18 protein-coding genes and 3 tRNA genes are annotated in these 20226 nt (G+C 58.7%); 7 read left to right on the forward strand and 14 right to left on the reverse strand.

Going from position 1 to position 20226, the window contains the following annotated elements; all coding sequences use genetic code 11:
- Positions 1-62 precede the first annotated feature (62 nt).
- The 6 genes from CKA38_RS13835 to CKA38_RS13860 form a co-directional block, all read right to left on the reverse strand.
- Positions 63-458: a hypothetical protein gene (locus tag CKA38_RS13835; protein WP_108826096.1), complete on the reverse strand. Its 396-nt coding sequence runs from the start codon at positions 456-458 to the stop codon at positions 63-65.
- 134 nt (positions 459-592) lie between these two features.
- Positions 593-2062: a two-component system sensor histidine kinase CreC gene (creC, locus tag CKA38_RS13840; RefSeq protein WP_108826097.1), complete on the reverse strand. Its 1470-nt coding sequence runs from the start codon at positions 2060-2062 to the stop codon at positions 593-595.
- A gap of 7 nt (positions 2063-2069) precedes the next feature.
- Complete coding sequence (gene creB, locus CKA38_RS13845; protein ID WP_108826098.1) at positions 2070-2801, reverse strand: two-component system response regulator CreB; 732 nt, start codon at positions 2799-2801, stop codon at positions 2070-2072.
- A gap of 72 nt (positions 2802-2873) precedes the next feature.
- The gene (gene purN / locus CKA38_RS13850; protein WP_108826099.1) at positions 2874-3455 is read right to left on the reverse strand and encodes a phosphoribosylglycinamide formyltransferase; all 582 of its coding nucleotides are present in this window, start codon (positions 3453-3455) and stop codon (positions 2874-2876) included.
- A gap of 46 nt (positions 3456-3501) precedes the next feature.
- Positions 3502-6084: a DEAD/DEAH box helicase gene (locus tag CKA38_RS13855; RefSeq protein ID WP_108826604.1), complete on the reverse strand. Its 2583-nt coding sequence runs from the start codon at positions 6082-6084 to the stop codon at positions 3502-3504.
- A 206-nt stretch (positions 6085-6290) separates the two neighbouring features.
- The gene (locus CKA38_RS13860) at positions 6291-7415 is read right to left on the reverse strand and encodes an aminopeptidase (protein ID WP_108826100.1); all 1125 of its coding nucleotides are present in this window, start codon (positions 7413-7415) and stop codon (positions 6291-6293) included.
- Positions 7416-7710: 295 nt separating this feature from the next.
- Here CKA38_RS13860 and hpf point away from each other — a divergent pair, with 295 nt between their 5' ends.
- The gene (hpf, locus tag CKA38_RS13865) at positions 7711-8112 is read left to right on the forward strand and encodes a ribosome hibernation-promoting factor, HPF/YfiA family (protein WP_108826101.1); all 402 of its coding nucleotides are present in this window, start codon (positions 7711-7713) and stop codon (positions 8110-8112) included.
- Between the two features lie 154 nt (positions 8113-8266).
- Positions 8267-9637, forward strand: coding sequence for a UDP-glucose 6-dehydrogenase (locus CKA38_RS13870; RefSeq protein WP_108826102.1), 1371 nt, complete (start codon positions 8267-8269; stop codon positions 9635-9637).
- 66 nt (positions 9638-9703) lie between these two features.
- Here the strand turns inward: CKA38_RS13870 and dps are convergent, their stop codons facing one another.
- From dps to CKA38_RS13900, 6 genes are all read right to left on the reverse strand, one after another.
- Positions 9704-10195, reverse strand: a complete 492-nt coding sequence (dps, locus tag CKA38_RS13875) for a DNA starvation/stationary phase protection protein Dps (protein WP_202863916.1) — start codon at positions 10193-10195, stop codon at positions 9704-9706.
- 122 nt (positions 10196-10317) lie between these two features.
- Positions 10318-11601, reverse strand: coding sequence for a sodium ion-translocating decarboxylase subunit beta (locus CKA38_RS13880; RefSeq protein WP_192881139.1), 1284 nt, complete (start codon positions 11599-11601; stop codon positions 10318-10320).
- 54 nt (positions 11602-11655) lie between these two features.
- The gene (locus CKA38_RS13885) at positions 11656-12063 is read right to left on the reverse strand and encodes an OadG family transporter subunit (RefSeq protein ID WP_108826103.1); all 408 of its coding nucleotides are present in this window, start codon (positions 12061-12063) and stop codon (positions 11656-11658) included.
- A 251-nt stretch (positions 12064-12314) separates the two neighbouring features.
- Positions 12315-12998, reverse strand: a complete 684-nt coding sequence (locus CKA38_RS13890; RefSeq protein WP_108826104.1) for an SDR family oxidoreductase — start codon at positions 12996-12998, stop codon at positions 12315-12317.
- A 69-nt stretch (positions 12999-13067) separates the two neighbouring features.
- On the reverse strand, positions 13068-13679 hold the full coding sequence (locus CKA38_RS13895) for an acyl carrier protein phosphodiesterase (RefSeq protein ID WP_108826105.1): 612 nt from the start codon (positions 13677-13679) through the stop codon (positions 13068-13070).
- Between the two features lie 198 nt (positions 13680-13877).
- Complete coding sequence (locus tag CKA38_RS13900; protein ID WP_161554922.1) at positions 13878-16184, reverse strand: tetratricopeptide repeat protein; 2307 nt, start codon at positions 16182-16184, stop codon at positions 13878-13880.
- Positions 16185-16390: 206 nt separating this feature from the next.
- On the opposite strand from CKA38_RS13900, the gene CKA38_RS13905 reads away from it, so the two are divergent.
- Positions 16391-16478, forward strand: a tRNA-Leu gene (locus CKA38_RS13905).
- 196 nt (positions 16479-16674) lie between these two features.
- On the opposite strand, the gene CKA38_RS13910 is transcribed toward CKA38_RS13905, so the two are convergent.
- Both CKA38_RS13910 and CKA38_RS13915 read right to left on the reverse strand, forming a co-directional pair.
- Positions 16675-17430: an anti-sigma factor family protein gene (locus CKA38_RS13910; RefSeq protein WP_108826107.1), complete on the reverse strand. Its 756-nt coding sequence runs from the start codon at positions 17428-17430 to the stop codon at positions 16675-16677.
- Positions 17427-18032 (reverse strand): RNA polymerase sigma factor, encoded by a 606-nt coding sequence (locus CKA38_RS13915; RefSeq protein ID WP_108826607.1) that lies wholly within the window; start codon positions 18030-18032, stop codon positions 17427-17429. Before CKA38_RS13915 ends, CKA38_RS13910 begins: the two co-directional genes overlap by 4 nt.
- Positions 18033-18290: 258 nt before the next feature.
- On the opposite strand from CKA38_RS13915, the gene CKA38_RS13920 reads away from it, so the two are divergent.
- From CKA38_RS13920 to queA, 4 genes are all read left to right on the forward strand, one after another.
- Positions 18291-18365, forward strand: a tRNA-Lys gene (locus CKA38_RS13920).
- 88 nt (positions 18366-18453) lie between these two features.
- A complete protein-coding gene (locus CKA38_RS13925) occupies positions 18454-18699 on the forward strand; it encodes a hypothetical protein (protein ID WP_108826108.1) in 246 nt (81 codons plus the stop codon).
- A 152-nt stretch (positions 18700-18851) separates the two neighbouring features.
- Positions 18852-18927: transfer RNA gene (locus tag CKA38_RS13930), tRNA-Thr, on the forward strand.
- A 186-nt stretch (positions 18928-19113) separates the two neighbouring features.
- Positions 19114-20211 (forward strand): tRNA preQ1(34) S-adenosylmethionine ribosyltransferase-isomerase QueA, encoded by a 1098-nt coding sequence (gene queA / locus CKA38_RS13935; protein WP_108826109.1) that lies wholly within the window; start codon positions 19114-19116, stop codon positions 20209-20211.
- The last annotated feature ends 15 nt before the right edge of the window (positions 20212-20226 follow it).

Raw genomic sequence — 20226 nt, forward strand, 5'->3', positions numbered from 1 at the left:
GGGATTTGTCATGAAACCCAAAACACGCATCAAAAAATGACACGCGGTTTGGCATGTGCGAATCACACCGCGGGGGCGGGATCGGGTTTCACCGTCTTGGGTTTGGCGGGCGATCGGTAGAGCCAGAGGCCGGCGATGAGAAGCAGGACGATGGAAGCCCACGCCAGCACACTATTGACCGCGCCGACAAACGGGGCGCTCGTTGTCACCTGCCCGGTTCCGAGCGGCACCACGGTGCCGTCTTTCACGACGAGTTGCGTGCCTTCGGCGGCGCTCAAATTGTGCACGGTGATGACTTTCCCAAGCGTCTCGGTCCTCGTGGTGGTGGTGCCGTCTGGCGCGACGGTCACGGTTGTGCGGGTGGAGGCTGGTTGCAGTGAAAACGCCATGGCGGCGATTTTCCAAACCAGCGAAACCGAGGCCACGGCGAGACAGAGAATGGCGATGAACTTTTTCATAAATGTTTTCAGATTGATTTTGGGCGAGGGAGACTCGTCGCGCACCCGATCAAACCGGTGTCAGGCGCTCCGGGTCCCAACATGCGCATAATAAGACAGACTGCACGAAAAATATCGAAAGCCATCCGCTTGCGTCACAACAACCGTCCCTGCGAAAACCTCAATTCCGCGCGAGTGCCGCGTTCGCCATCCTTGCGATTTGCGATTGTTGCGACGCCGCCGTGCAAATGCGCGATTTCACGCACCAGGCTGAGGCCCAGTCCCGTGCTCTTCACTCCCGAGCGCGGACGCGCAAGCGAATAGAATTTTTCGAACAATCGCCCCGCCGCGTAATCCGGAATCCCACTGCCATTGTCCTCAACGATTGCGACGATTTCGTGCGTTTTGGCATCCGTTTCCACTCGCAACACCACACGGCCGCCCGCCGGCGTAAACTCGATCGCGTTTTGCAACAGGTTGCCAAGCGCCTGCGCGAGCAGGGCGCGGTCGCCCCTCATCGGCGCGGGCGCGGGCGCGTCAATCAAAAGCTCCACCCCGCCGGTCTGCGCCGCGGGTTGAAACACGGCGAATGTCTCGCGCGCAACCGATGCCAGGTCAAGCGCGACCATTTTGGCGTGAGCCTTGCGCGCCTCGAGCGACGCGAGTTGCAGGAGTTGGTCCACGATGCGCTGGATGCGTCCGGCCTCGGTATTGATGTTGCCGATGAAACGCGCGCGCTCCGCCTCAGGCGGATTTTCGCCCAGGATTTCCGCCGCGCCACGGATGGCGGAAAGCGGCGATTTGATTTCGTGCGTGAGCGTTTGCACGTAGCGCTCGACGTAGGCTTTGCCTTCGATCGCAGCGCGCATTTCCTCGAACGCCTTCCGGAGTTCGCGCACTTCGCGGCCCTCAAAATTGGCGAGTTTCGGCATTTTTGCGGAGCGGCCATCGCGCACAGCGCGCGCATATTGGGTAAGGCGCGTGATCGGCGCCGTCACCCACATCGAAAATGCGATGCCGAGCAACAAAATCATGCCGCCGCCCGCCAGCCCGGCAAGAACCACGCGTTTGCGAGCGGCGCTCACCAGTTCATTAATGCTGTCGGCGGGCTTGCCGAGCGACACAATGCCGATGAGCCGCGAGCCGTCCCGCGACCGGATGGGCGCGGCCATGTAGAGCATGAGCGAATGCGGATCACCCTTCACCTCGTGCGTGGCGCGCGCGCCGTATTCGCCGCGCAGGGTCAGGATCACGTCGCGCCATTCGTTGCGGTAGCTTTTTCCCTCGTCGCGCCCCTCGCGCGAATCGTAGAGCACGATGCCGTCGGCGTCGGTCACGTAAACGCGGGCGTTCACTTGCGTCTTGTTGAGCGAATAAATCAGCGCGTTGAACCGGCGGCGAAACGCGCCGTCGAACATCGTTTTTATTTTCGCGGGATCAAGCGTGTCGTCCCTCGTTTCGCTTTCAATGACGGACGCGAGTATGTTGACGCTGTCCACAAGCGCCTCCTCCATCGACTCAAGATAACGCGGCGCAAGCTCCGAAAGGTTGCGGTTGATCAGATAATAAAACCCGCCTCCCACAACGAGCAGATACGCGAGGAGAATGTAGGTGCGGATCGTCATGACGCCGTCATACCCTCAACGAATACCCCATGCCGCGATGTGTCTGGATCGGATCGATTTCCGGCGCGGCCGCGCGCAATTTTGCGCGCAGGGTTTTGATGTGCGCATCGACCGTGCGGTCGAGACTCGCGCCGGGGTCTTCCCACGCGCGCGTCATGAGTTCGTCGCGCGAAAACACGCGCCCCGGACGCGAAAGCAGTGTTTTGAGCAAACGATATTCGTAGCGAGTCAGGTCGAGTCGCGCGCCGTTGTAACGGATTTCGCAACGCTCGCTGTCGTGCGCAAAACCGGTTTCACGCCGTTCGGCCTGCTGGAACGGCGCCGCGCTTGATGACGGCGTCGATGAGACCGGCGCGGGCGGCGCCATGTTTGCGCGCCGCAAAATGGCCTTCACGCGCGCGCTCACTTCGCGCGGACTGAACGGCTTGGTGACATAATCGTCGCCGCCGATTTCGAGCCCCACGATGCGATCAACCTCCGAGCTGCGCGCCGTCAAAAACAGCACCGGCATTCGCGGCGAACGCAGCCGGATGATTTTGCAAAGTTCAAACCCGTTCGCATCCGGCAGCCCCACGTCGAGAATCACGAGGGCAAACATTCGGGAGCCGAGCTCATCAAGCGCCTCGCTTCCCGTTGCGCGCCACACCGGCTCGAAGCCCTCCGTGCGCAACGCATACACAAGCGTGTCGGCGATGGCCGGCTCGTCCTCGACAATCAAAATATTGGCGGGAGGCTGCATGTTTCGTGCAATGGGGCTGTCGCAAAAAACGCGGGAATCATCGGCCCCTGCGTTTCTCGCGCCTCGCCGCGGTTATATTTTTGCCTCCTCGCTCAAGCGCGCCACGACCGCGGGCAGCAGCGCGTGCTCCGCGGCGTGCACCCTGGCTTCCAGCGACTCAAGCGTATCCGTTTTTTCAATACGCACAGCCGCCTGGTCAATGATCGGGCCGCCATCGACCTCCGCGGTCACGTAATGAACCGTGCAGCCGGTAATCTTCACACCGCGCCGCCATGCCTGCCCGATGCCATCGAGCCCGGGAAAACTCGGCAGCAGGCTCGGATGCAGGTTGATAATCCTGTTCGCGAACGCGTCGATGAACCGCGGCTTCAAAATGCGCATGAACCCCGCGAGCACGATCAAGTCGGGTTCGCATGCGTTGATGGCCTCAATGTAACGGACCTCGCCCTCATCGTCGAATTTCGTCTTGAACGGACCGGGGTCTAAAAATGAGGCGGGCACGCCGTATTTGGCTCCGTGCGCGAGGATGCCCGCGTCCGGCTTGTCCGAAAAAATCCGCACGACTTCGGCGCGGCCGAGCTGCTTTTGTTGCAGGGCGTTGAGAATGGCCTCGGCATTGCTGCCCCGGCCCGAACCTAAAATGACGACTCGCATGTTGCCGCGCAGTGAAACAGATGCCGCGCGGGCGACAAAGCGTTTTTTATGAAATCGCTCCAACGCCGTCGAAGCGGAGCACGACGCGTGATTCGCGGCGCGTGGCTTCGAGGTCGAGAGTGAATCGCGCCTCCCAGTCGTTTTGCTCGTCGGTGTCGGCGAGCACTTGCGCAATGCTCGCGCCGTCGTCTCCGAAATACGTGTGCTTCGCGGCGCGGCCCTCGGGATCGAGACGGAAGCGTCCGCGCGCGTCGAAATACGGGGCGAATTGCCGCTCGATGAAACGCGTCCTCGAAGGTGGCACAGACATTCCTGTCTGTGCGGTTTGGAAAGTTTGCGCGAGGGTTGTTTCGCCGTCGGCACAGACAGGAATGTCTGTGCCACCTTGCCAGGCCATTCGTTCCGCCGCCGACTCGTAATCGCGCGCGGCCACGTCCTGCAAAAAGCCGAGGATCGCCGCGCGCGCCAAACGCCGCAGCGCAGCCGCGTCGCGCGTGATATCGAAGTTCGACGGGCGCGCGGGTTTGCCGCCCTTGTCATCCGCGTCCGCAACCGCGAAATTCGGATCGCGCATCTTTTCCCACTCCTCGAGCAGGCTGCTGTCGATGCCGCGGATCAGTTCATAAAAATACGTTTCCATTTCGCGGACATCCTCGTTCTTGGCGGTGTCGGGAACGGTTTGCGCGAGCACTTTATACACTTGCGAGAGATGTCGCAGCAGCAGGCCCTCGCTGCGCTCGATGCCGTAATCGCGCACGTATTCGGCGAACGACTGATAGCGCTCATACATCTCGCGCGCAATGGACTTGGGGCGCACGTTTTCGTTTTCCACCCACGGGTGCGCGGCGGCAAAGGCGTTGAATGTGTCGTATAAAAATTCGCGCAACGGCTTCGGGTATTCAAGTTCGTCGAGTTTCGCCATGCGCTCGTCGTAGGGAATGTCGGCGGCCTTCATGCGCGCGAGCTCGTCGGTTTTTATCCGGTCGAGCTGGCGGCGCAAAATGATCTCCGGATTCTCCACGATGCTTTCGCAGAGCGTGAGCACGTCGAACGCATAGTCGGGCGATTCACGGTCGAGCAGCGGCAGTGTGTCGAGCAGGTAGAGCGAGAGCGGCTGGTGCAGCGAAAAATCGTCCTGCAAATCGACGTTCACACGCAGTTTTTTCCCATTCGCGGGGCGCGCATCCCCCGGAATCCACTCGATGATTTTGCGCTCGAGCAGCGCGCGAAACAACTGCCATGCACGGCGGCGGTGCGCTTTTTTGCGCACGTCGGGCTCGTGCGAGTCATTGATGAGCCGGCGCATCACGCGGCAGCCGTCGGCGTCGCGACTGAGGACGTGCAGCAGCATGCCGTGCGAAACGGCGAAGCGCGATTGCAGGCCCTCGGGCGGCGCGGTCATTAGTTTTTCAAACGTCCCGGCGTCCCAGCCCGGCGTGCCCTCGGGCGCTTTTTGCTTTGGCGCGTTTTTCTTTTTGCCGCTGGATTTCGCCGCCTTTTCCGCGGCGATTTTGTTGGCGATCACATGCTCGGGCGCCTGCACAATCACGTGGCCGGTGTCGTCAAAACCCTTGCGCCCGGCGCGGCCCGCGATCTGGCGGAAATCACGCACGTTGAGGATGGCGGCTTTTTGCCCGTCGTATTTCCAGAGTTTGGTGAAGAGGACCGTGCGGATGGGCACGTTGATGCCGACGCCGAGCGTGTCGGTGCCGCAGATGAGTTTCAGCAGGCCGCGTTGCGCGAGCTGCTCGACGAGGATGCGGTAGCGCGGCAGCAGGCCCGCGTGGTGCACGCCTATGCCGGCGCGCAGCCAGCGTTTCATGTCGCGCCCGTAGGGGCTGTTGAAGCGGACGTTTTCAAGCGCGGCGGCGAGCGCGGCCTTTTCATCGCGCGTGCAAATGTTGGCGAGGCTCGTCAGGTCCTGCGCGGCCTCGGATGCCTCGCGCTGCGTAAAATGCACGAGGTAAACCGGCGCGCGTTTCAGCGCGAGCAGATCGGCGACACGCTCGGTGAGCGGCGTTTCGGAATACTCGAATTGCAACGGCACCGGGCGGCTGTCGCTGCGAACCGTGACCGCCGGCGCGCCCGTGAGTTTCACCAGCGCTCGCTCAATCGCCTCGGTGTTGCCGAGCGTCGCCGACATGAGCAGGAAACGCGCGCGCGGCATCAGGAGCAGCGGCGTTTGCCAGGCGACGCCGCGCTCGTTGTCCGAGTAATAATGAAACTCGTCCATGATCACGGCGGCGACCGACTCCGCGCGTTCGCCGCCGGCGAGCGCGATGTTGGCGAGGACTTCCGCGGTGCAGCAGAGCACGGGCGCGGACGGGTTCACGCTCGCGTCGCCCGTCATCATGCCGACGTTTTCGGGGCCGAAGTCGCGGCAGAGCGCGAGGAATTTCTCGTTCACGAGCGCCTTGATCGGGCAGGTGTAAACCGAGCGGCGCGGCGCGACGGGTGTGTGCGCGCAGAGCTCCTTGAAATGCAGCGCGGCGGCGACGAGCGACTTGCCGGAGCCGGTGGGCGTGGCGAGGATGACGTTGTTGCCGGCGAACAATTCCAGAATCGCCTCCTCCTGCTCCGGGTAAAGCGTCATGCCGCGCGCGGACATGGCGTCGAGAAACCGCTCCATGACGGCGTCGTTGGAGCTGTGCGGCGGAAGAGGTGTGAGCGGTGCGTTTGACAAAACGGAAAAAACAAAGACGCAGCTAGCCGCCGCGCGCAACGCCGCGTTTCACACAACTGATATCGCGCGAATGTTTCGCGCCGCCCTATTGCGAATTAAGCGTCACGGAGGCGTCGCATTTTTTTGCGACGCCCCTGCGCGACAATGTTGCCTCACTTGCCCTTGCCGAGCAGGTAGGCCGGGTTGAGTTTGTGCAGCGACTTGGGAACGAACATGCCGTCCTTGCGGATCAACTTGCCGTCGAACCAAATCTCGCCGCCGCCGTATTCGGGGCGCTGCATGCACACCATGTCCCAGTGAACTTGGGACTTGTTGCCATTGCCGCAGTCCTCGTAGGCGTTGCCCGGCGTGAAGTGGAACGAACCCGCGATTTTCTCATCGAATAGAATGTCGCTCATCGGGTTCAAGATGTGCGGATTGAAGCCGAGCGCAAACTCGCCGATGTAACGCGCGCCCGCGTCGCTATTGAGAATTTCGTTCAGGCGCTTGGTGTTGGTCGATGTGGCCTCGACGATTTTGCCCTTGCTGAAAACAAGACGCACCTTGTCGAACGAACAGCCGAGGTAAACCGTGGGCACGTTGTATTGGATGACGCCCTCGACGCTGTCCTTGACCGGGCACGAATACACCTCGCCGTCGGGAATGTTGCGCAGGCCGCCGCATGGCACCGCGCCAATGCCCTTGATCGAAAACTTCAAGTCGGTGCCGGGGCCCTTGATGTGCACGCGGTCGGTGTTTGTCATGAGTTTCACGAGCGCGTTCATGCCCGGAATCATGCGCGCATAGTCGAGCGTGCAGACGCGGAAATAAAAATCCTCGAACGCCTCGGTGCTCATGCCCGCCTGTTGCGCCATCGCGGAGGTGGGCCAGCGGAGCACGACCCATTTGGTGTTGTTCACGCGATGCTGGAGCACGGGACGCATGAGCCGGGCGACCAGTTGCGCGCGCTCGGGCCGCACGTCGGACGCCTCGAAAATATTGTCGGAACCGCGCAGCGCGATGTAGGCGTCCATTTTTTTCATGCGCGCGAGCTCGACCTCGGCGTGCGCGGCATACTGGGATTCCTCGGCGCCGAGCGTGAGCTCGCGCGTGATGCGGGCGCGGTTGATATTAACGTAGGGATGCGCGCCCCTGGCCTTCGCCGCGCGGATGAGTTCGATCACCATTCCGTCGGGAATATCGAAGGCGTCGATGAGCACCCGCTCGCCCTTCTTGAGCGAGCAGGAGAAATTAATAAGACCTTGGGCGAGTTTTGTGAAACGAGGATCGGTAAGCATTGTGAGGAAATTATATCAGCGACGGAACGCACCCGCGCAAGAGGGAAACTCGCATCCACGCTCCGGATAGTTTTTGCGCGTGGCGTCCCAACAAAACCGCGCTTTCGCTTGCGGATGACGCTCTTCCAAAGATGCTGTTGGCCGTTTGACATCGGTTCCAAAAGCATGATTTCCACCGCCGATGGGTTCGGCCGCTGGTGATGCGGAAATGTTCAAAATTAAATACCCTTTTTTCGGCATATTTTGGTTTCACTTCAGGACAAAGTGTGCTTCCTTACTGGCGTAACAACACACGATGAAAAAACAAAACGTTCCCTCATCGGCCAGCGACAATAACAAGCTTATTGTTCGCGGAGTGCATCTCGACCTAACCGACGCCCTCAGGGCTTTCATTGAAAGCAAATGTGAAAGGCTCCTGCGTCACCAAGCCCGGATAATCCGAATACGCGTCGACTTGGAATACGACAAATTACGAAAAGGGAAACCCAGGTTTCTTGCGAAGGGGCTCATCGAAATCAGCGGTCCGGACATGGTTGTCACCATGGAAAGCGATGATGCCTACAAGGCCATTGATTTGATGTCGCAGAAGTTGGACCGCCTTCTGCGCGTGCGCGCCAGTGCCATGAAGAAAAAGAAACTTCACCCGCACTCCGTGGACCTCGAGGCGGAACTGCCCAAGGTGTCCGCGACAGCCTGATCTAGCGTAAACCAATCAACAATAACCGAAAAAGCCGGATTCATCGCGAATCCGGCTTTTTTCATGCGCGGAGCCCCGTCATGCGGTTTTTATTTGTGCGATTTCCTTCTTGGTTTTGCACCGGCGGGCGGCCAAGTTAGACGCCCTACAAATCATGAAAATCTGCTGCATTGGAGCTGGATATGTTGGAGGCCCCACAATGGCCATGATCGCGCTCAAGGCGCCTGATATTCGCGTGACCGTCGTGGATATGAACGCCGCGCGCATCGATGCGTGGAATTCCGACGCGCTGCCCGTCTATGAGCCGGGACTCGATGACATCGTGAAACAATGCCGGGGGCGCAACCTGTTCTTCTCCACCGATGTCGCCGGAAACATCCGCGAGGCCGACATTATTTTTGTCTCGGTAAACACTCCCACAAAAACCTATGGCGTGGGTGCCGGACGCGCGGCGGATTTGCGTTACGTGGAGTCCGTGGCCCGGACGATCGCCGAGGTCGCCGAAGGATCCAAGATCATCGTCGAAAAATCCACCATTCCGGTCAAAACCGCCGAAACAATCAAAACGATCCTCGCGGCCAACACGAACGGGCTGAAGTTCTCCGTGCTTTCCAATCCCGAGTTTCTCGCCGAGGGCACGGCCGTAAACGACCTGATAACGCCCGACCGCGTGCTCATCGGCGGCGAGCGCACGCCGGAGGGCGAGCGCGCCGTGCAAACGCTTGCCGGCATCTATGCCCGCTGGGTGCCGCGCGAACGCATCATCACCACAAATCTCTGGTCGTCCGAACTTTCAAAACTCGTCGCCAATGCCTTCCTCGCGCAGCGCATCTCGTCAATCAACTCGATTTCGGCGCTTTGTGAGGCGACCGGCGCGGACGTGGACGAAGTTGCGCATGCCATCGGTTGCGATTCGCGCATCGGGCCAAAGTTCTTGAAAGCCTCGGTTGGTTTCGGCGGCTCGTGTTTTCAGAAGGACATCCTGAACCTTGTTTATCTTTGCGAAAAATTCGGCCTGCCCGAAGTCGCCGAATACTGGGAGCACGTGATCAGCATGAACGACTACCAGAAATCGCGTTTCGCGCAGCGCATCGTGCACAGCCTTTTCAACACCGCGGCCGGCAAACGCATCGCAGTTCTTGGTTTCGCATTCAAGAAGGACACCAACGACACGCGCGAATCCCCCGCGATTTATGTTTGCCGCGATCTGCTCGCCGAACAGGGCAACGTGGTCGTTTACGACCCGAAGGTGCCCGCGAGCGCCATTTCGGAAACCGTGCTTGGCAAGGATGCTCCGCCCAACCCGAACCTAAGCGTGGCGGAAAACGCATACGAGGCTTGCCGGGGCGCGCACGCAATCGCCGTCCTGACCGAATGGGACGAATTCAAAACGCTGGATTTTCAAAAAATCTACGACTCCATGTCCAAGCCCGCGCTGATCTTTGACGGGCGCAATGTCCTCGACCTCGCAAAGCTCAAGGCCATCGGTTTTCAAGCGCACGGCATCGGTCGGTCGTTTGAATGAGATTCGACCAAACAAAAAAGGCCGCGCAATGCGGCCTTTTTTGTATTCTTGGTATTACGAGAACGATCAGCGCATGTGCGCTTCGATAAACCAAAGCGATTTGTCGAGGGCGTTTGAAACGCCGGTCAGCAAATCCGATGTGTCCGCGTCGCCGGCGTCGGCGGTGGAATCGACTTTCTTGCGCACGGCTTTCGCGCAATCGGCATATTGCTTGGCAAGCGCCTTTGCGTAGGCGAGCGGATCGGAATCCGCCGCCTTGTCGGACACTTTGAGTTCGGAAAGGCTGCTGTTCTTTGCGGTCATGCGCACGGTGCCTTCCGCGACGCCGCCCAGTTGCACGATGCGCTCGGCGATGCCGTCGATCGGTTCCTCCACAGCCGCGGCCACGTCATCGAACAATTTGTGAAGCGTGTAAAAATACGGACCGCGGACATTCCAATGGGCCTGCTTGGTTTGCGAGTAAAGATCGCTCACATCGGCGAGGGTCTGGTTGAGCGCGTTGATTGAGAATGCGCGGGTTTTGGCGGGGAGGTCATTCATGGTTGTTTGTTTTTTCATAGGAAAATAAGTGTATTTATAGACAAACCATATTTGGGCTAAACGCAACTTCCCCAGCACAAAAAAGCGAATCCCCGGAAGAATTCGCTTTTGTTTTACATTTTAAGATGGTGCGATCGCGCTTACCCGCCGCCGAGCGTCGAGATGAAGTAACCGGCGGCGACCGCCGTGCCGATCACGCCGGCAACGTTCGGCCCCATGGCGTGCATGAGCAGGTGGTTTTGCGGATCGTATTTCTGTCCCTCAACCTGCGAGACGCGCGCGGCCATCGGCACCGCCGACACGCCCGCCGAGCCAATCAGCGGATTGATCGGGGTTTTCCTTGAGACCAAATTCATGAGCTTGGCGACGATCACACCGCCTGCCGTGGAGAAGCAGAATGCCACGACGCCCAGCAAAATGATGCCGATTGTCTGGCCGCTCAGGAAACTCTCGCCGCTCATCGTAAGCCCCACGCTCGTGCCGAGGAAGATGGTGACCACGTTGATGATTTCGTTTTGCGCGGACTTTACGAGGCGCTCCGTGACACCGCACTCGCGAAGGAAATTGCCGAGCATCAACATGCCGATCAACGGCGAAGCCGCCGGCACAAGCAGGATGCACACAATCATGACCACCACCGCAAATATGAGTTTTTCCAGCTTGGAAACCTTGCGGAGCGATTTCATGCGGATGCGGCGCTCCTTCTGCGTCGTGAGCAGGCGCATGATCGGCGGCTGGATAAGCGGCACGAGCGACATGTAGGTGTAGGCCGCGACCGCGATCGCGCCGAGCAAATGCGGCGCGAGTTTGTTGGACACAAAGATCGAGGTCGGGCCGTCCGCACCACCGATGATGGCGATTGACGCGGCCTCCTTGGATGTAAACAACCCCGACAGTGTCGCCGACATGAAGGTAAGGAAAAGGCCCAGCTGCGCCGCCGCGCCCAAAAGCAATGTTCGCGGCATGGCGATCAACGGTCCGAAGTCGGTCATTGCGCCCACACCCAAAAAAATGATCGGAGGGAAGAGTTCGAGTTTGATGCCCTGCGAGATGAAGTCATAGAGACCGCCCTCGACTCGCTCCACTTTCACGGTGCCGCTCGCCGGTGCAGTCTGTGTGACAGTTCCGTCGGGCGCCACTTCAACAGTTGGCGCCGTGTAGTGTTCCAGTTTGCCATCAATCTTGAACGTCGCCGTTTCGTAGACACCGTCAGGACGCATTTCCGCTGTGAGCACGCCCTCGGTCGGCAGGTTGGCAAGCAATGCGCCAAATGCGATCGGCACGAGCAGCAGTGGTTCAAATTGCTTTGCCACGCCAAGGTAAAACAAAACGACAATCACCCCCCACATGACCACCATTTTCCAAGTGATGTCATGAAATCCGGTTGAGCTGAGATAATCCAAAAATCCTTGCAACAAATTCATGATGTTTAAAGCAGTTGATGTTACGTTGTTAAAACCAGTCGTATGCGTGCGCGATCAACGCACCTTGTGTGACCTGAAAATATCCCGTCTGCCCTCGGCGGCCCACTCGGTGCCGTGTGCCGGAACATTAATTGCGAGCACACGGTGCCGCCTTCCGGCAAGCGCTGTGTGAACGGATGCGGAAATCACAGCGATCACTTCGGGTGCAATCCCTTCTGTTTGACCGGATGTGGAAGTCGTGCCAATCGCGGCTGCGGCGGCTGCTGAAGCGCGCGCCTCGGCTTTCTTTTTCTCAACAAGGGCGCCATGCCGTTTGAAAATGGCCCCGGTAATTTCAAACAATATCCAAAGCCCTCCAAGAACCGTAAACACTATCATCAATCCGTTAAATTGATAAACGAGTGTTTCAACTAACGACGGCTTTTCAGGCAATACTCCCAACAACAAGGGTGACAGTATCATAGCGTGTTTATTTTTTGGGTTGCGTATCTGGCTGACGAAAAAAGCAAACTCAGAAAGTCGGGCGGCGGACGGGGGATGAAAGTATGTTATATCGTCAAGGGTTTGGGAACTTGCGCAAGCAAAAGCGACACCCTGATGGCAAATATATTCGTTTGGCGTTTACAATTTTTCACAGGAGAAAATCCTGATATTTCAACACCCTTGCAACAGGGGGCTGTATTTACTCCCGCATTACGTAAAATATAATAATACTACACGTCAGCGGGACGACCATTATCGGACGGCCCAAAACCGAGAATTACCGTCGCCGCGCGCTTTGCCCAGTCCCCGGGTTTTTGATACGAAGCCGCGCCGTCGCCCGAGCTTTGCCGGAGCATGTCGGTGTCGATCACACCCGGATTCAACGAAACCGCTGCCATGCCCGCCGGAAGCTCTTCCGCCAACGCGCGCGTGAGACCCTCGACTGCCCATTTCGACGCGCAATAGGGAGCGACTTCAGGCGACACCGACCTGCCCCACCCCGAGCTGAAGTTCACAATCACGCCGCGCCCGGTCTTTATCATGTCCGGTGCAAATGCGCGGATGACGTTTGCCATGCCCTTCACGTTCACGTCGATCACCCTGGCAAAATCCTCGGGAGGCACTTTCCAAAGCGGCGCGGGCTTGTTCATGAGGCCGGCGTTGTTAATGAGAAAATCAGGCGCGCCATGGATGCCGGTCACACGCTCGGCCCAAAGATCGACCTTTGCCGGCGCGGAAACATCCACCGCCGAAAAGTCATGCGGCGAGGAATACGTGAAACGCAGATCAAGAATTCCGTCCGCCCCGCGCCCGCAACCGATGACCGTATGCCCGAGCCGGATGAATTCCTCCGCCAGCGCCCGACCAAGGCCGCGTGTAACTCCTGTGACAACGATCTTTTTTGCAGTATTCATAATATGTAATCCGTGCCGTTTATTTGTGCTGAGAGGGTTTTCCGAAACATGCCGTCCCGGCTCTTTTGATCACAACTGCATCGCATCGGAAAACCCAGTTTCGGAAACATGCTTAACCAATTGGGGAAAAAACTCGGCGAAGTCATTCGAAAACGCCTCGCGGACACGCTCAAACACGGGCATCGCCACCGACAGGTCAACAGGCCGCCGCAAGTGCGAGCCCATGCGTTGCAATGCGAGTCGAATTTTTTCGATGTCGCGATATGAAACCAGCCAGTCATGCTCGCACATGAGGCGAAGACGCGAACGGGCGGCGTCGGGAAGTTCGTGCTCGAGCGCCCTTATCCCATCATAAATCTGCGCGGCAAAATCCGGCAGCGACACGGCGGGCGAGTATTTTTTCCAAAAACAATCCTGCGCGAGCAGATGATCGTAAAACATGTCTGTGAGCACGCCGCCCATGTGACGCAATTCCGGCACGCCCGCGAACCGGGAGATGCTCCGATGCACGACCGCGTGCGAATCCGTGAAATCGTCAATCGCGTGATGGCACGCCGCCCCGCGCCTGTATTCGATATCCATGCTCGAAATCGCAGCCGGCCCGATGATGTCCGGTAGCACGTTGCCAATGCGAAAACGCGGCGACGGTTCCGAAAGCAAAAAATGCGCGAGCCAGTTCATGCGCAAAGCGGGGTTCCGTTAATGCAAAAGCAAAATGCGCAACGCGGGCCGCAACATGGCTGGTTTTGATTTCCCATGAATATGCGAAAGCGTCCGGATTTCATTCATGTGAACGTAACTATCAAAACCAAGATGTCGCAAATCCCAAAATCCCAAAATCGCATTTGGAAGGCGCGCCCGGCACGGCACTATTGTGAATCAATGTTTCGGGGAATCAATCGAGCGGTCGCTGGAATTGAGAGAAACATCACCGGCCCCAAGACGCGCGGTGAGACGATCGAGCTGCTCGCGCGCCAGCGCAAAATCGGGAGCGATTCGCAGCGCGGCATTTTCCGCGGCGACAGCCTCCTCGATGCGCCCAAGCGCCGCAAGCGCGCCGGCGTAATTGTGATGCGCGGATGCCTCCCGTGAATTAAGGCGCAACGACGCCTCGAAGTGCGCGATGGATTCCTCCGCGCGACCGGTGTTGAACAACGCCACAGCGAGGTTGTGATGACAGAGGGCGGTCGGTCGACTCGCAATCGCCCGCTCAAAATGCGAAACCGCCTCCGCCGGCCTTCCGGAAAGCATGAGGGCGGTGCCTAGTCCGAAATGCGAGGCGCCCGCATCGGGGGATATCGGGAGCGAGGCCTCAAAATAAGGAACCGCCTCCCCGGGCCGTCCAAGCGCGAGCAAATAGCGCGCCACATTGTCAACCGCGGCCCAGAGCTTCGGATCGAGCTCGGCGGCGAGTTTGTAGCAGCGCAGCGCCTCGTTCGTGTCGGTTCCGAGCGTCGAAAAGACATTGCCGCGATTGTTCCACGCCGAGGCGAATTTCGGATCAATGTCCACGGCCTTGTCGAGCATGGCAAGCGCCTCGTCATAACGCCCGAGGCTGCAAAGCACATTGCCATAGTTGCTGAGCGCCGTCTCGTAGTCGGGACGGATTTTAAGGGCCGCGATAAAATCCGCCGCCGCCTCATCCAAACGGCCCAGGCAAAAAAGTGAATAACCGCGATTGGCAAGCGTGACCTCGAAGCCGTGCTCCCGAAACCCCAGCGCCTTGTCATAATAGGCAAGCGCCTCCTGATACCGGTCGAGCTTGGACAAAGCGTAGCCGTAATTGTTGTAGGCTTGGGCAAAATTGGGATCGAGCTCGATGGCCCTGCGGCAATGAATCAGCGCCTGCTCCGCCATGTTTTCCTCCGCATAGAGGTTGCCAAGATTGTTGTGCGCCCGGGCGTTGCCGGGAACCCTTGCCACGACATCCCGCCATAAACCCAACTGGTCGCCATAGACCGTGTTGCGCTGGAATGTCGCGACCGCAAGCACCGCCGCCGCCGCAACCAAAAGCCATTGCGAACGCCGACCCGCAAGCAACCACATCGCGACAACAATCACACTCACCACCGCGGCCAGGGGCAAATACATGCGATGCTCGGCCATGGTTTGCGTGGCCACCGGAATCACGCTCGACGAGGGCGCAAGCACTGCAAAAAACAAAAACCCCAGAAACCCAAACATCGGCTTCCGGATGAGCGCCCACACCGTCGCCCCGACCAACGCAACCAACAGCAACGCCTGCGGCCAGACACTGGAAACGCGCGTGATCACACCGGAGCCATAATCAAAAACCTGTCCGCGCGGCCAGACAACGAGGCGCAGATAATGGGGAATCGCCTTGATTTGCGTGAGCGCGTAAGTCCACACCGTTGTTTCCGTGCCGAAGCCCGCGGTGCCGCCACGCCCGCCCGCGCGCCAGACCAACCAGCCGAGCAGCAACAATGTGGACGCCAGCAACACGTGGTAAATTTTCCGGCGCTTCCAAGCCTCGCGGAACGAACCGGCAACAAACGTCCGATCATAAAGAAAAACCATCAGCGGCGCTGAAACCATCACCTCCTTGGAGGCCATGCCGAGCAGGCACGCGGCGACGGAGAGCGCGAGCCAAAATGTCCGCGCCCCGGCGGAATCCACGCCGCGCACAAAACAATACAGCGTGAGGATGTAGAACAGCGCCATCAACGACTCCGCGCGCTGCACGATGTAAGTGACCGATTCGGTTTGCAACGGATGCAGCAGCCAAAGCGCCGCAATGACAAACGCGACAAGCGTGGATGCGTCCCCGCCAAAATACGCGCGCAACACGGGCCGCAACAACGTGCGACGCGCCAGGCCGAATAGCGACAGCCCCGCGGCAACATGGATGAGGAGATTGCCGAGATGATAGCTCCAAACCTCCTTCCCGCTGATCTTATAATTGATGGCAAAACTAAAGTTCAACAGAGGCCGCCCCGAAACGGTTTCGCCAAAAGCACTGGGCGGCGAAAATGCCGTGCTCAATTGCCGGATGCTTTCATTGCGTGGAATCGACCAGATGTCATCAAAGAGGAACTCTCCCGAAAACGAGTTGTGATACGCCGCCGCCGTGGCCAACACGAGCGCAAGCACAGCCGCCCAAATCCGCCAGCGGTGAGCCGGCGCGCGGGCTTGGGAGGTGACGGTGGTGTCATGGATATTCGTCACAGGGCGATTCGGATGAAAAGCACTCCAGCATTTTTCACGCAAAACGAAATAATACTTTTTCAACAATGTGACATAACAAACAGAAGGCATTCCGTGGTCACCCAAGCTGGTTGAAACACGCATTGAGCTTTTCGAAAATTTTTCGATTTACAAGGAACCTCGCGCACCTAGCGTCACGTTCTTGCGCGCATGCGCAAACCATCCGGGCCAGGATGGCGGAATTGGCAGACGCAGCGGACTCAAAATCCGCCGCCCCCTAAAGGCTTGCGGGTTCGACCCCCGCTCCTGGCACCATGACTAGCGCACTACCCCGCCGATTGTGCGATACCATTTGCGAATGGGGTTTATTCTTTAGGCGCGGTCAATGGCAGGCCGATTGGCAGACTGTCGCTAACGCGCGAAACACCGTTACCGGGCGCGCTCAACATCCGCCAACCGCCGCGGCTGTCCCTCGTAATTCTCCGCGCGGAGGCTGGAGTCGTGCCGTCGATTACCGCTTGAACTCGATCACCGTCATTTCGGTTGCGTCGAGATCTCGGGTATCGGCCACGGGGACGTGAAGGAGCGATGCGTTTATCGGCTTGTTTTCCAATCGGGTAAACCTGGCGATTATGTCCTCGGTGGACACTTTGCGGAGGGGGCGCAGTTGCACGTCCTTTGTCCATGCGAACACAGAGTCCTCAATAAGGGGCGCGGTGTTTTGCTCCGCGGAAAAACTGGTGACCACCGGAAGGCGAAAACGCTTGGGTTGCGGCTGCACGGGGATCGCCGCGGGCGCGGGTGTTTTCCGGACGGGCGCTGCAATCACAGCGGCGACCGCCACCGATGGTTGTGCGTCGGAAGCAAGCGCGGGGCTTGTGGCTACGACGGGCGCAAGCGCGGGCTGGGTATGCGAGGGCGTCGCGCGGTGAATGACAAAGACCGCCACGCACGCGGCCATAGCCGTGGCAAGTCCGCCGATGGCGAACGGGTTGCGCCACCACGAGGAGGGCGTGCGAACTGGTGTGTGTGTGATTTTGCGATTTGCGCTGGCAAGCGCGCGAGCGAGGCGGGGCGTCGCGGGGGCGTGGGCGCGCTCGGACTCGAAGAGTTGCGAGCAGGCTTTTTGCATGCGGCAATACTGCAGATAAGTGCGCTGGCGCGCGGGATTGGCGTGAAGCTCGGTCTCAAGTTCGCGGGCTTCATCGGGGGTAAGTTGGTGATCAACGCAGAGGTTGACCAATTCGATGAATCGTTTGTCTTTCATTTGAATTCAGCTCCCATCTTGGCCCTGAGGCTTTCGCGCGCACGGGCGATGCGGCTTTTGACGGTGCCCACGGAAATGCCGAGCGCGCCGGCGATTTCTTCGTAGGACAGGTTTTTGATGTTTCGGAGTATTAGGATTTCGCGGTGTTTTTTGTTGAGCCGTTCCATCGCGGCCGCGATCTGGTCAACAAATTCCTGGTTGATTGTGACATTGTCGGGAGTGTCCATCTCGTCTGTCACAAACACATCGGCAAGCGGCGTTTCATTGTCATCGCCGACGGGCTGGTCGAACGAGATGGTTTTGTCGCGCTTGCGGCGCCACCAATACCAATACCGGTTGCGGGCGAGGTTGGTGGCGATTTGGTAAAGCCATGTCGAGAAGGCGGACTCGCCGCGGAAGTTTTCTAGGCCGCGATGGGCACGGATGAAGGCGTCTTGCGTAACCTCCTCGGCATCTTGCGGATTGCGGAGAAGTTGGTGCACCATTGCGTAAATGCGGTCCCAGTAACGGGACACCATTTCATCAAAAGCGGAGTGATCGCCATTTTTAAAGCGGCTCACCAGCAATTGATCGAGGGCAACATCCTGAGCTTTCGTCGACATACGTTCAACGGAAGTTTGATGCGCGTATTTTTCGATTGTTCCCACTTTCTTCAGTTGAAATTGTGTTGGTGCGCGCGAGGGGCGCGATTTTTTTGCCAGACGAGTTTTTTATTGGATGTATTTTGCGTTTTGCGTGGATAATCCAGTGTTTTTCGACGCATGCCAGAAAAATGCCATCAGTGTATTTCAATTAGTGTGGAAAAAACTCTTGCAAAGGTGTCGTGAGAAAACCTTATTCCATCCCCTTTCAACGCTTGGGGGTTGATAGCTCAACGGTAGAGCAGCGTCCTTTTAAGTCGTTGGTTCAGGGTTCGAATCCCTGTCAACCCACCAGCGTGAAAATCAAAGAGCTGAAGAACTGAACGGCTGAAGCGCCGAAGGTTGCGCAGCCAAAACTTTCGGAATCCCAAAAAAATCCAACATGGCTATCGATTTCGGCTGGTGGAAAAAAACGCCCGAGGACGGCAAATTTCAAATCAACGTGAGCGTTCACGGCGGCAACATCGAGTGGACGCGCAAACAGGGGCATTTCAAGCAATGGGAAACCTACGCTCCGCCCACCGACGAGGATTGGGACCGCCTGCTCTACGAAGCCGAAAAACGCGTGCCCCGCCGGTTGATTTCGCCAAAACAATTCGCGGCGATCAAGGCGTTGCGACCGCAGTGAAAATCGCGCTCGCCTCCACACGCCGCAAAAGACGCAAAAACGATTGCCGTGCACGTGGATGTTTTTTGCGCAGCTTGTGACTTCTCACAGTTATTGATTTTGGCTTGCGCTTGGCTGCATGGCGGGTTTCCTCCCTGTTTCTCAATTTCAGCGCCGAGCTAGCTCAGTTGGTAGAGCAATGCTTTCGTAAAGCATGGGTCGTCGGTTCAAGTCCGATGCTCGGCTCCATTCTAAAGGCCTCGCAATCCATAGGGTTGCGAGGTTTTTTTGCGCATTAATTTTCGCGCCAGTTTATGACGCATAATATCGTGAAATGTCGTTTTTGGCTAACTTTCGATTCCGCCAACAATCAACCAAACTCCATCCTTTTCACCGTTCACTCTTCACTCTTCACTCTTCACTCTTTCCCTCACCGTGCCTCTCTCAACCGATCTCTTCGACTACCAGCTTCCGCCGCGCCTCATCGCGCAAACGCCCGCCGGGCGGCGCGATGCCTCGCGCCTGCTCGTCGTTGACCGCACAGCGCGCACGCTCACACACGCCACCTTCGCCGATCTGCCGCGTTTTCTCCGGCCGACCGACACGCTCTTTCGCAACAACGCCGCGGTTCTGCCCGCCCGCCTGCGCGCGCAACGTCCCACCGGCGGAGCGGTCGAGTGTTTCCTGCTGCGCCCCGAGCCCGCGCGCGGAGAAAACATCTGGTGGTGCCTGCTGCGTCCCGGCAAGAAGCTTCCCGTCGGCGCCACGTTCGCGCACGGAACCGAGTTCACCGGGCATATCCTCGAAAAAAACTCGGAGGGTGGCGCGCTCATCCGCTTCGAAACCGCTGGCAACGAGTCAATCATCGCCGTCGCCAACCGCCTCGGCGAAATTCCCCTGCCCCCCTACATCAATCGCGACGCCGCGCATAATTCGCCCGACACCCGCGCAGCCGATCGCGAGCGATACCAAACTGTTTACGCCGCGCGCGACCGTCAGGTCGCCGTCGCCGCGCCCACCGCCGGCCTGCACTTCACGCCCGAACTCCTCGCGCGTCTCGGCGCCGACGGCGTTGCCATGCGGGACATCACACTTCATGTCGGCCTTGGCACATTTAAACCCATAGAAACCGCAACCATCGAGGAACACCCGATCCACCGCGAACTCTACGAAATACCCGCCTCCACGCAAAGCGCCCTCCTCTCCCCTCGCGGCCGTCGCGTGGCGGTCGGCACAACAAGCGTTCGCACCATTGAGGATTTTTTCCGCAAACACTCCGCCGGGACAACCGCCCCGACTTCCGCGTTCGCCGATGAGGCCGCGCTCTACATTTATCCGCCATCGACCTTCGCCGGGGTGGACGCGCTCATCACCAACTTTCACCAACCCCGCTCGACCCTCCTGTGCCTCGTCGCCGCATTCCTCTCGCCCGGCACAAGCGACGGGATCGCATGGATCCGCGAGATCTACGCCGAGGCCATCGCCAAGGAATACCGCTTCTTCAGCTACGGCGACGCCATGTTGATTGTGTGAATAGCCAGGGTGTGA

The sequence above is a fragment of the Ereboglobus luteus genome (assembly GCF_003096195.1).
In the GTDB taxonomy this organism is placed as follows: Bacteria; Verrucomicrobiota; Verrucomicrobiia; order Opitutales; family Opitutaceae; genus Ereboglobus; species Ereboglobus luteus.

Excerpts from the sequence above, each read along its gene's own strand:
- creB (WP_108826098.1), bottom strand. The coding sequence starts at position 2,801 with ATGCAGCCTCCCGCCAATATTTTGATTGTCGAGGACGAGCCGGCCATC.
- CKA38_RS13870 (WP_108826102.1), top strand. The coding sequence starts at position 8,267 with ATGAAAATCTGCTGCATTGGAGCTGGATATGTTGGAGGCCCCACAATG.
- CKA38_RS13835 (WP_108826096.1), bottom strand. The coding sequence starts at position 458 with ATGAAAAAGTTCATCGCCATTCTCTGTCTCGCCGTGGCCTCGGTTTCG.
- CKA38_RS13910 (WP_108826107.1), bottom strand. The coding sequence starts at position 17,430 with ATGAAAGACAAACGATTCATCGAATTGGTCAACCTCTGCGTTGATCAC.
- CKA38_RS13880 (WP_192881139.1), bottom strand. The coding sequence starts at position 11,601 with ATGAATTTGTTGCAAGGATTTTTGGATTATCTCAGCTCAACCGGATTT.
- CKA38_RS13860 (WP_108826100.1), bottom strand. The coding sequence starts at position 7,415 with ATGCTTACCGATCCTCGTTTCACAAAACTCGCCCAAGGTCTTATTAAT.
- CKA38_RS13855 (WP_108826604.1), bottom strand. The coding sequence starts at position 6,084 with ATGGAGCGGTTTCTCGACGCCATGTCCGCGCGCGGCATGACGCTTTAC.
- dps (WP_202863916.1), bottom strand. The coding sequence starts at position 10,195 with ATGAAAAAACAAACAACCATGAATGACCTCCCCGCCAAAACCCGCGCA.
- CKA38_RS13925 (WP_108826108.1), top strand. The coding sequence starts at position 18,454 with ATGGCTATCGATTTCGGCTGGTGGAAAAAAACGCCCGAGGACGGCAAA.
- CKA38_RS13890 (WP_108826104.1), bottom strand. The coding sequence starts at position 12,998 with ATGAATACTGCAAAAAAGATCGTTGTCACAGGAGTTACACGCGGCCTT.
- CKA38_RS13895 (WP_108826105.1), bottom strand. The coding sequence starts at position 13,679 with ATGAACTGGCTCGCGCATTTTTTGCTTTCGGAACCGTCGCCGCGTTTT.
- creC (WP_108826097.1), bottom strand. The coding sequence starts at position 2,062 with ATGACGATCCGCACCTACATTCTCCTCGCGTATCTGCTCGTTGTGGGA.
- hpf (WP_108826101.1), top strand. The coding sequence starts at position 7,711 with ATGAAAAAACAAAACGTTCCCTCATCGGCCAGCGACAATAACAAGCTT.
- CKA38_RS13885 (WP_108826103.1), bottom strand. The coding sequence starts at position 12,063 with ATGATACTGTCACCCTTGTTGTTGGGAGTATTGCCTGAAAAGCCGTCG.
- CKA38_RS13915 (WP_108826607.1), bottom strand. The coding sequence starts at position 18,032 with ATGTCGACGAAAGCTCAGGATGTTGCCCTCGATCAATTGCTGGTGAGC.
- purN (WP_108826099.1), bottom strand. The coding sequence starts at position 3,455 with ATGCGAGTCGTCATTTTAGGTTCGGGCCGGGGCAGCAATGCCGAGGCC.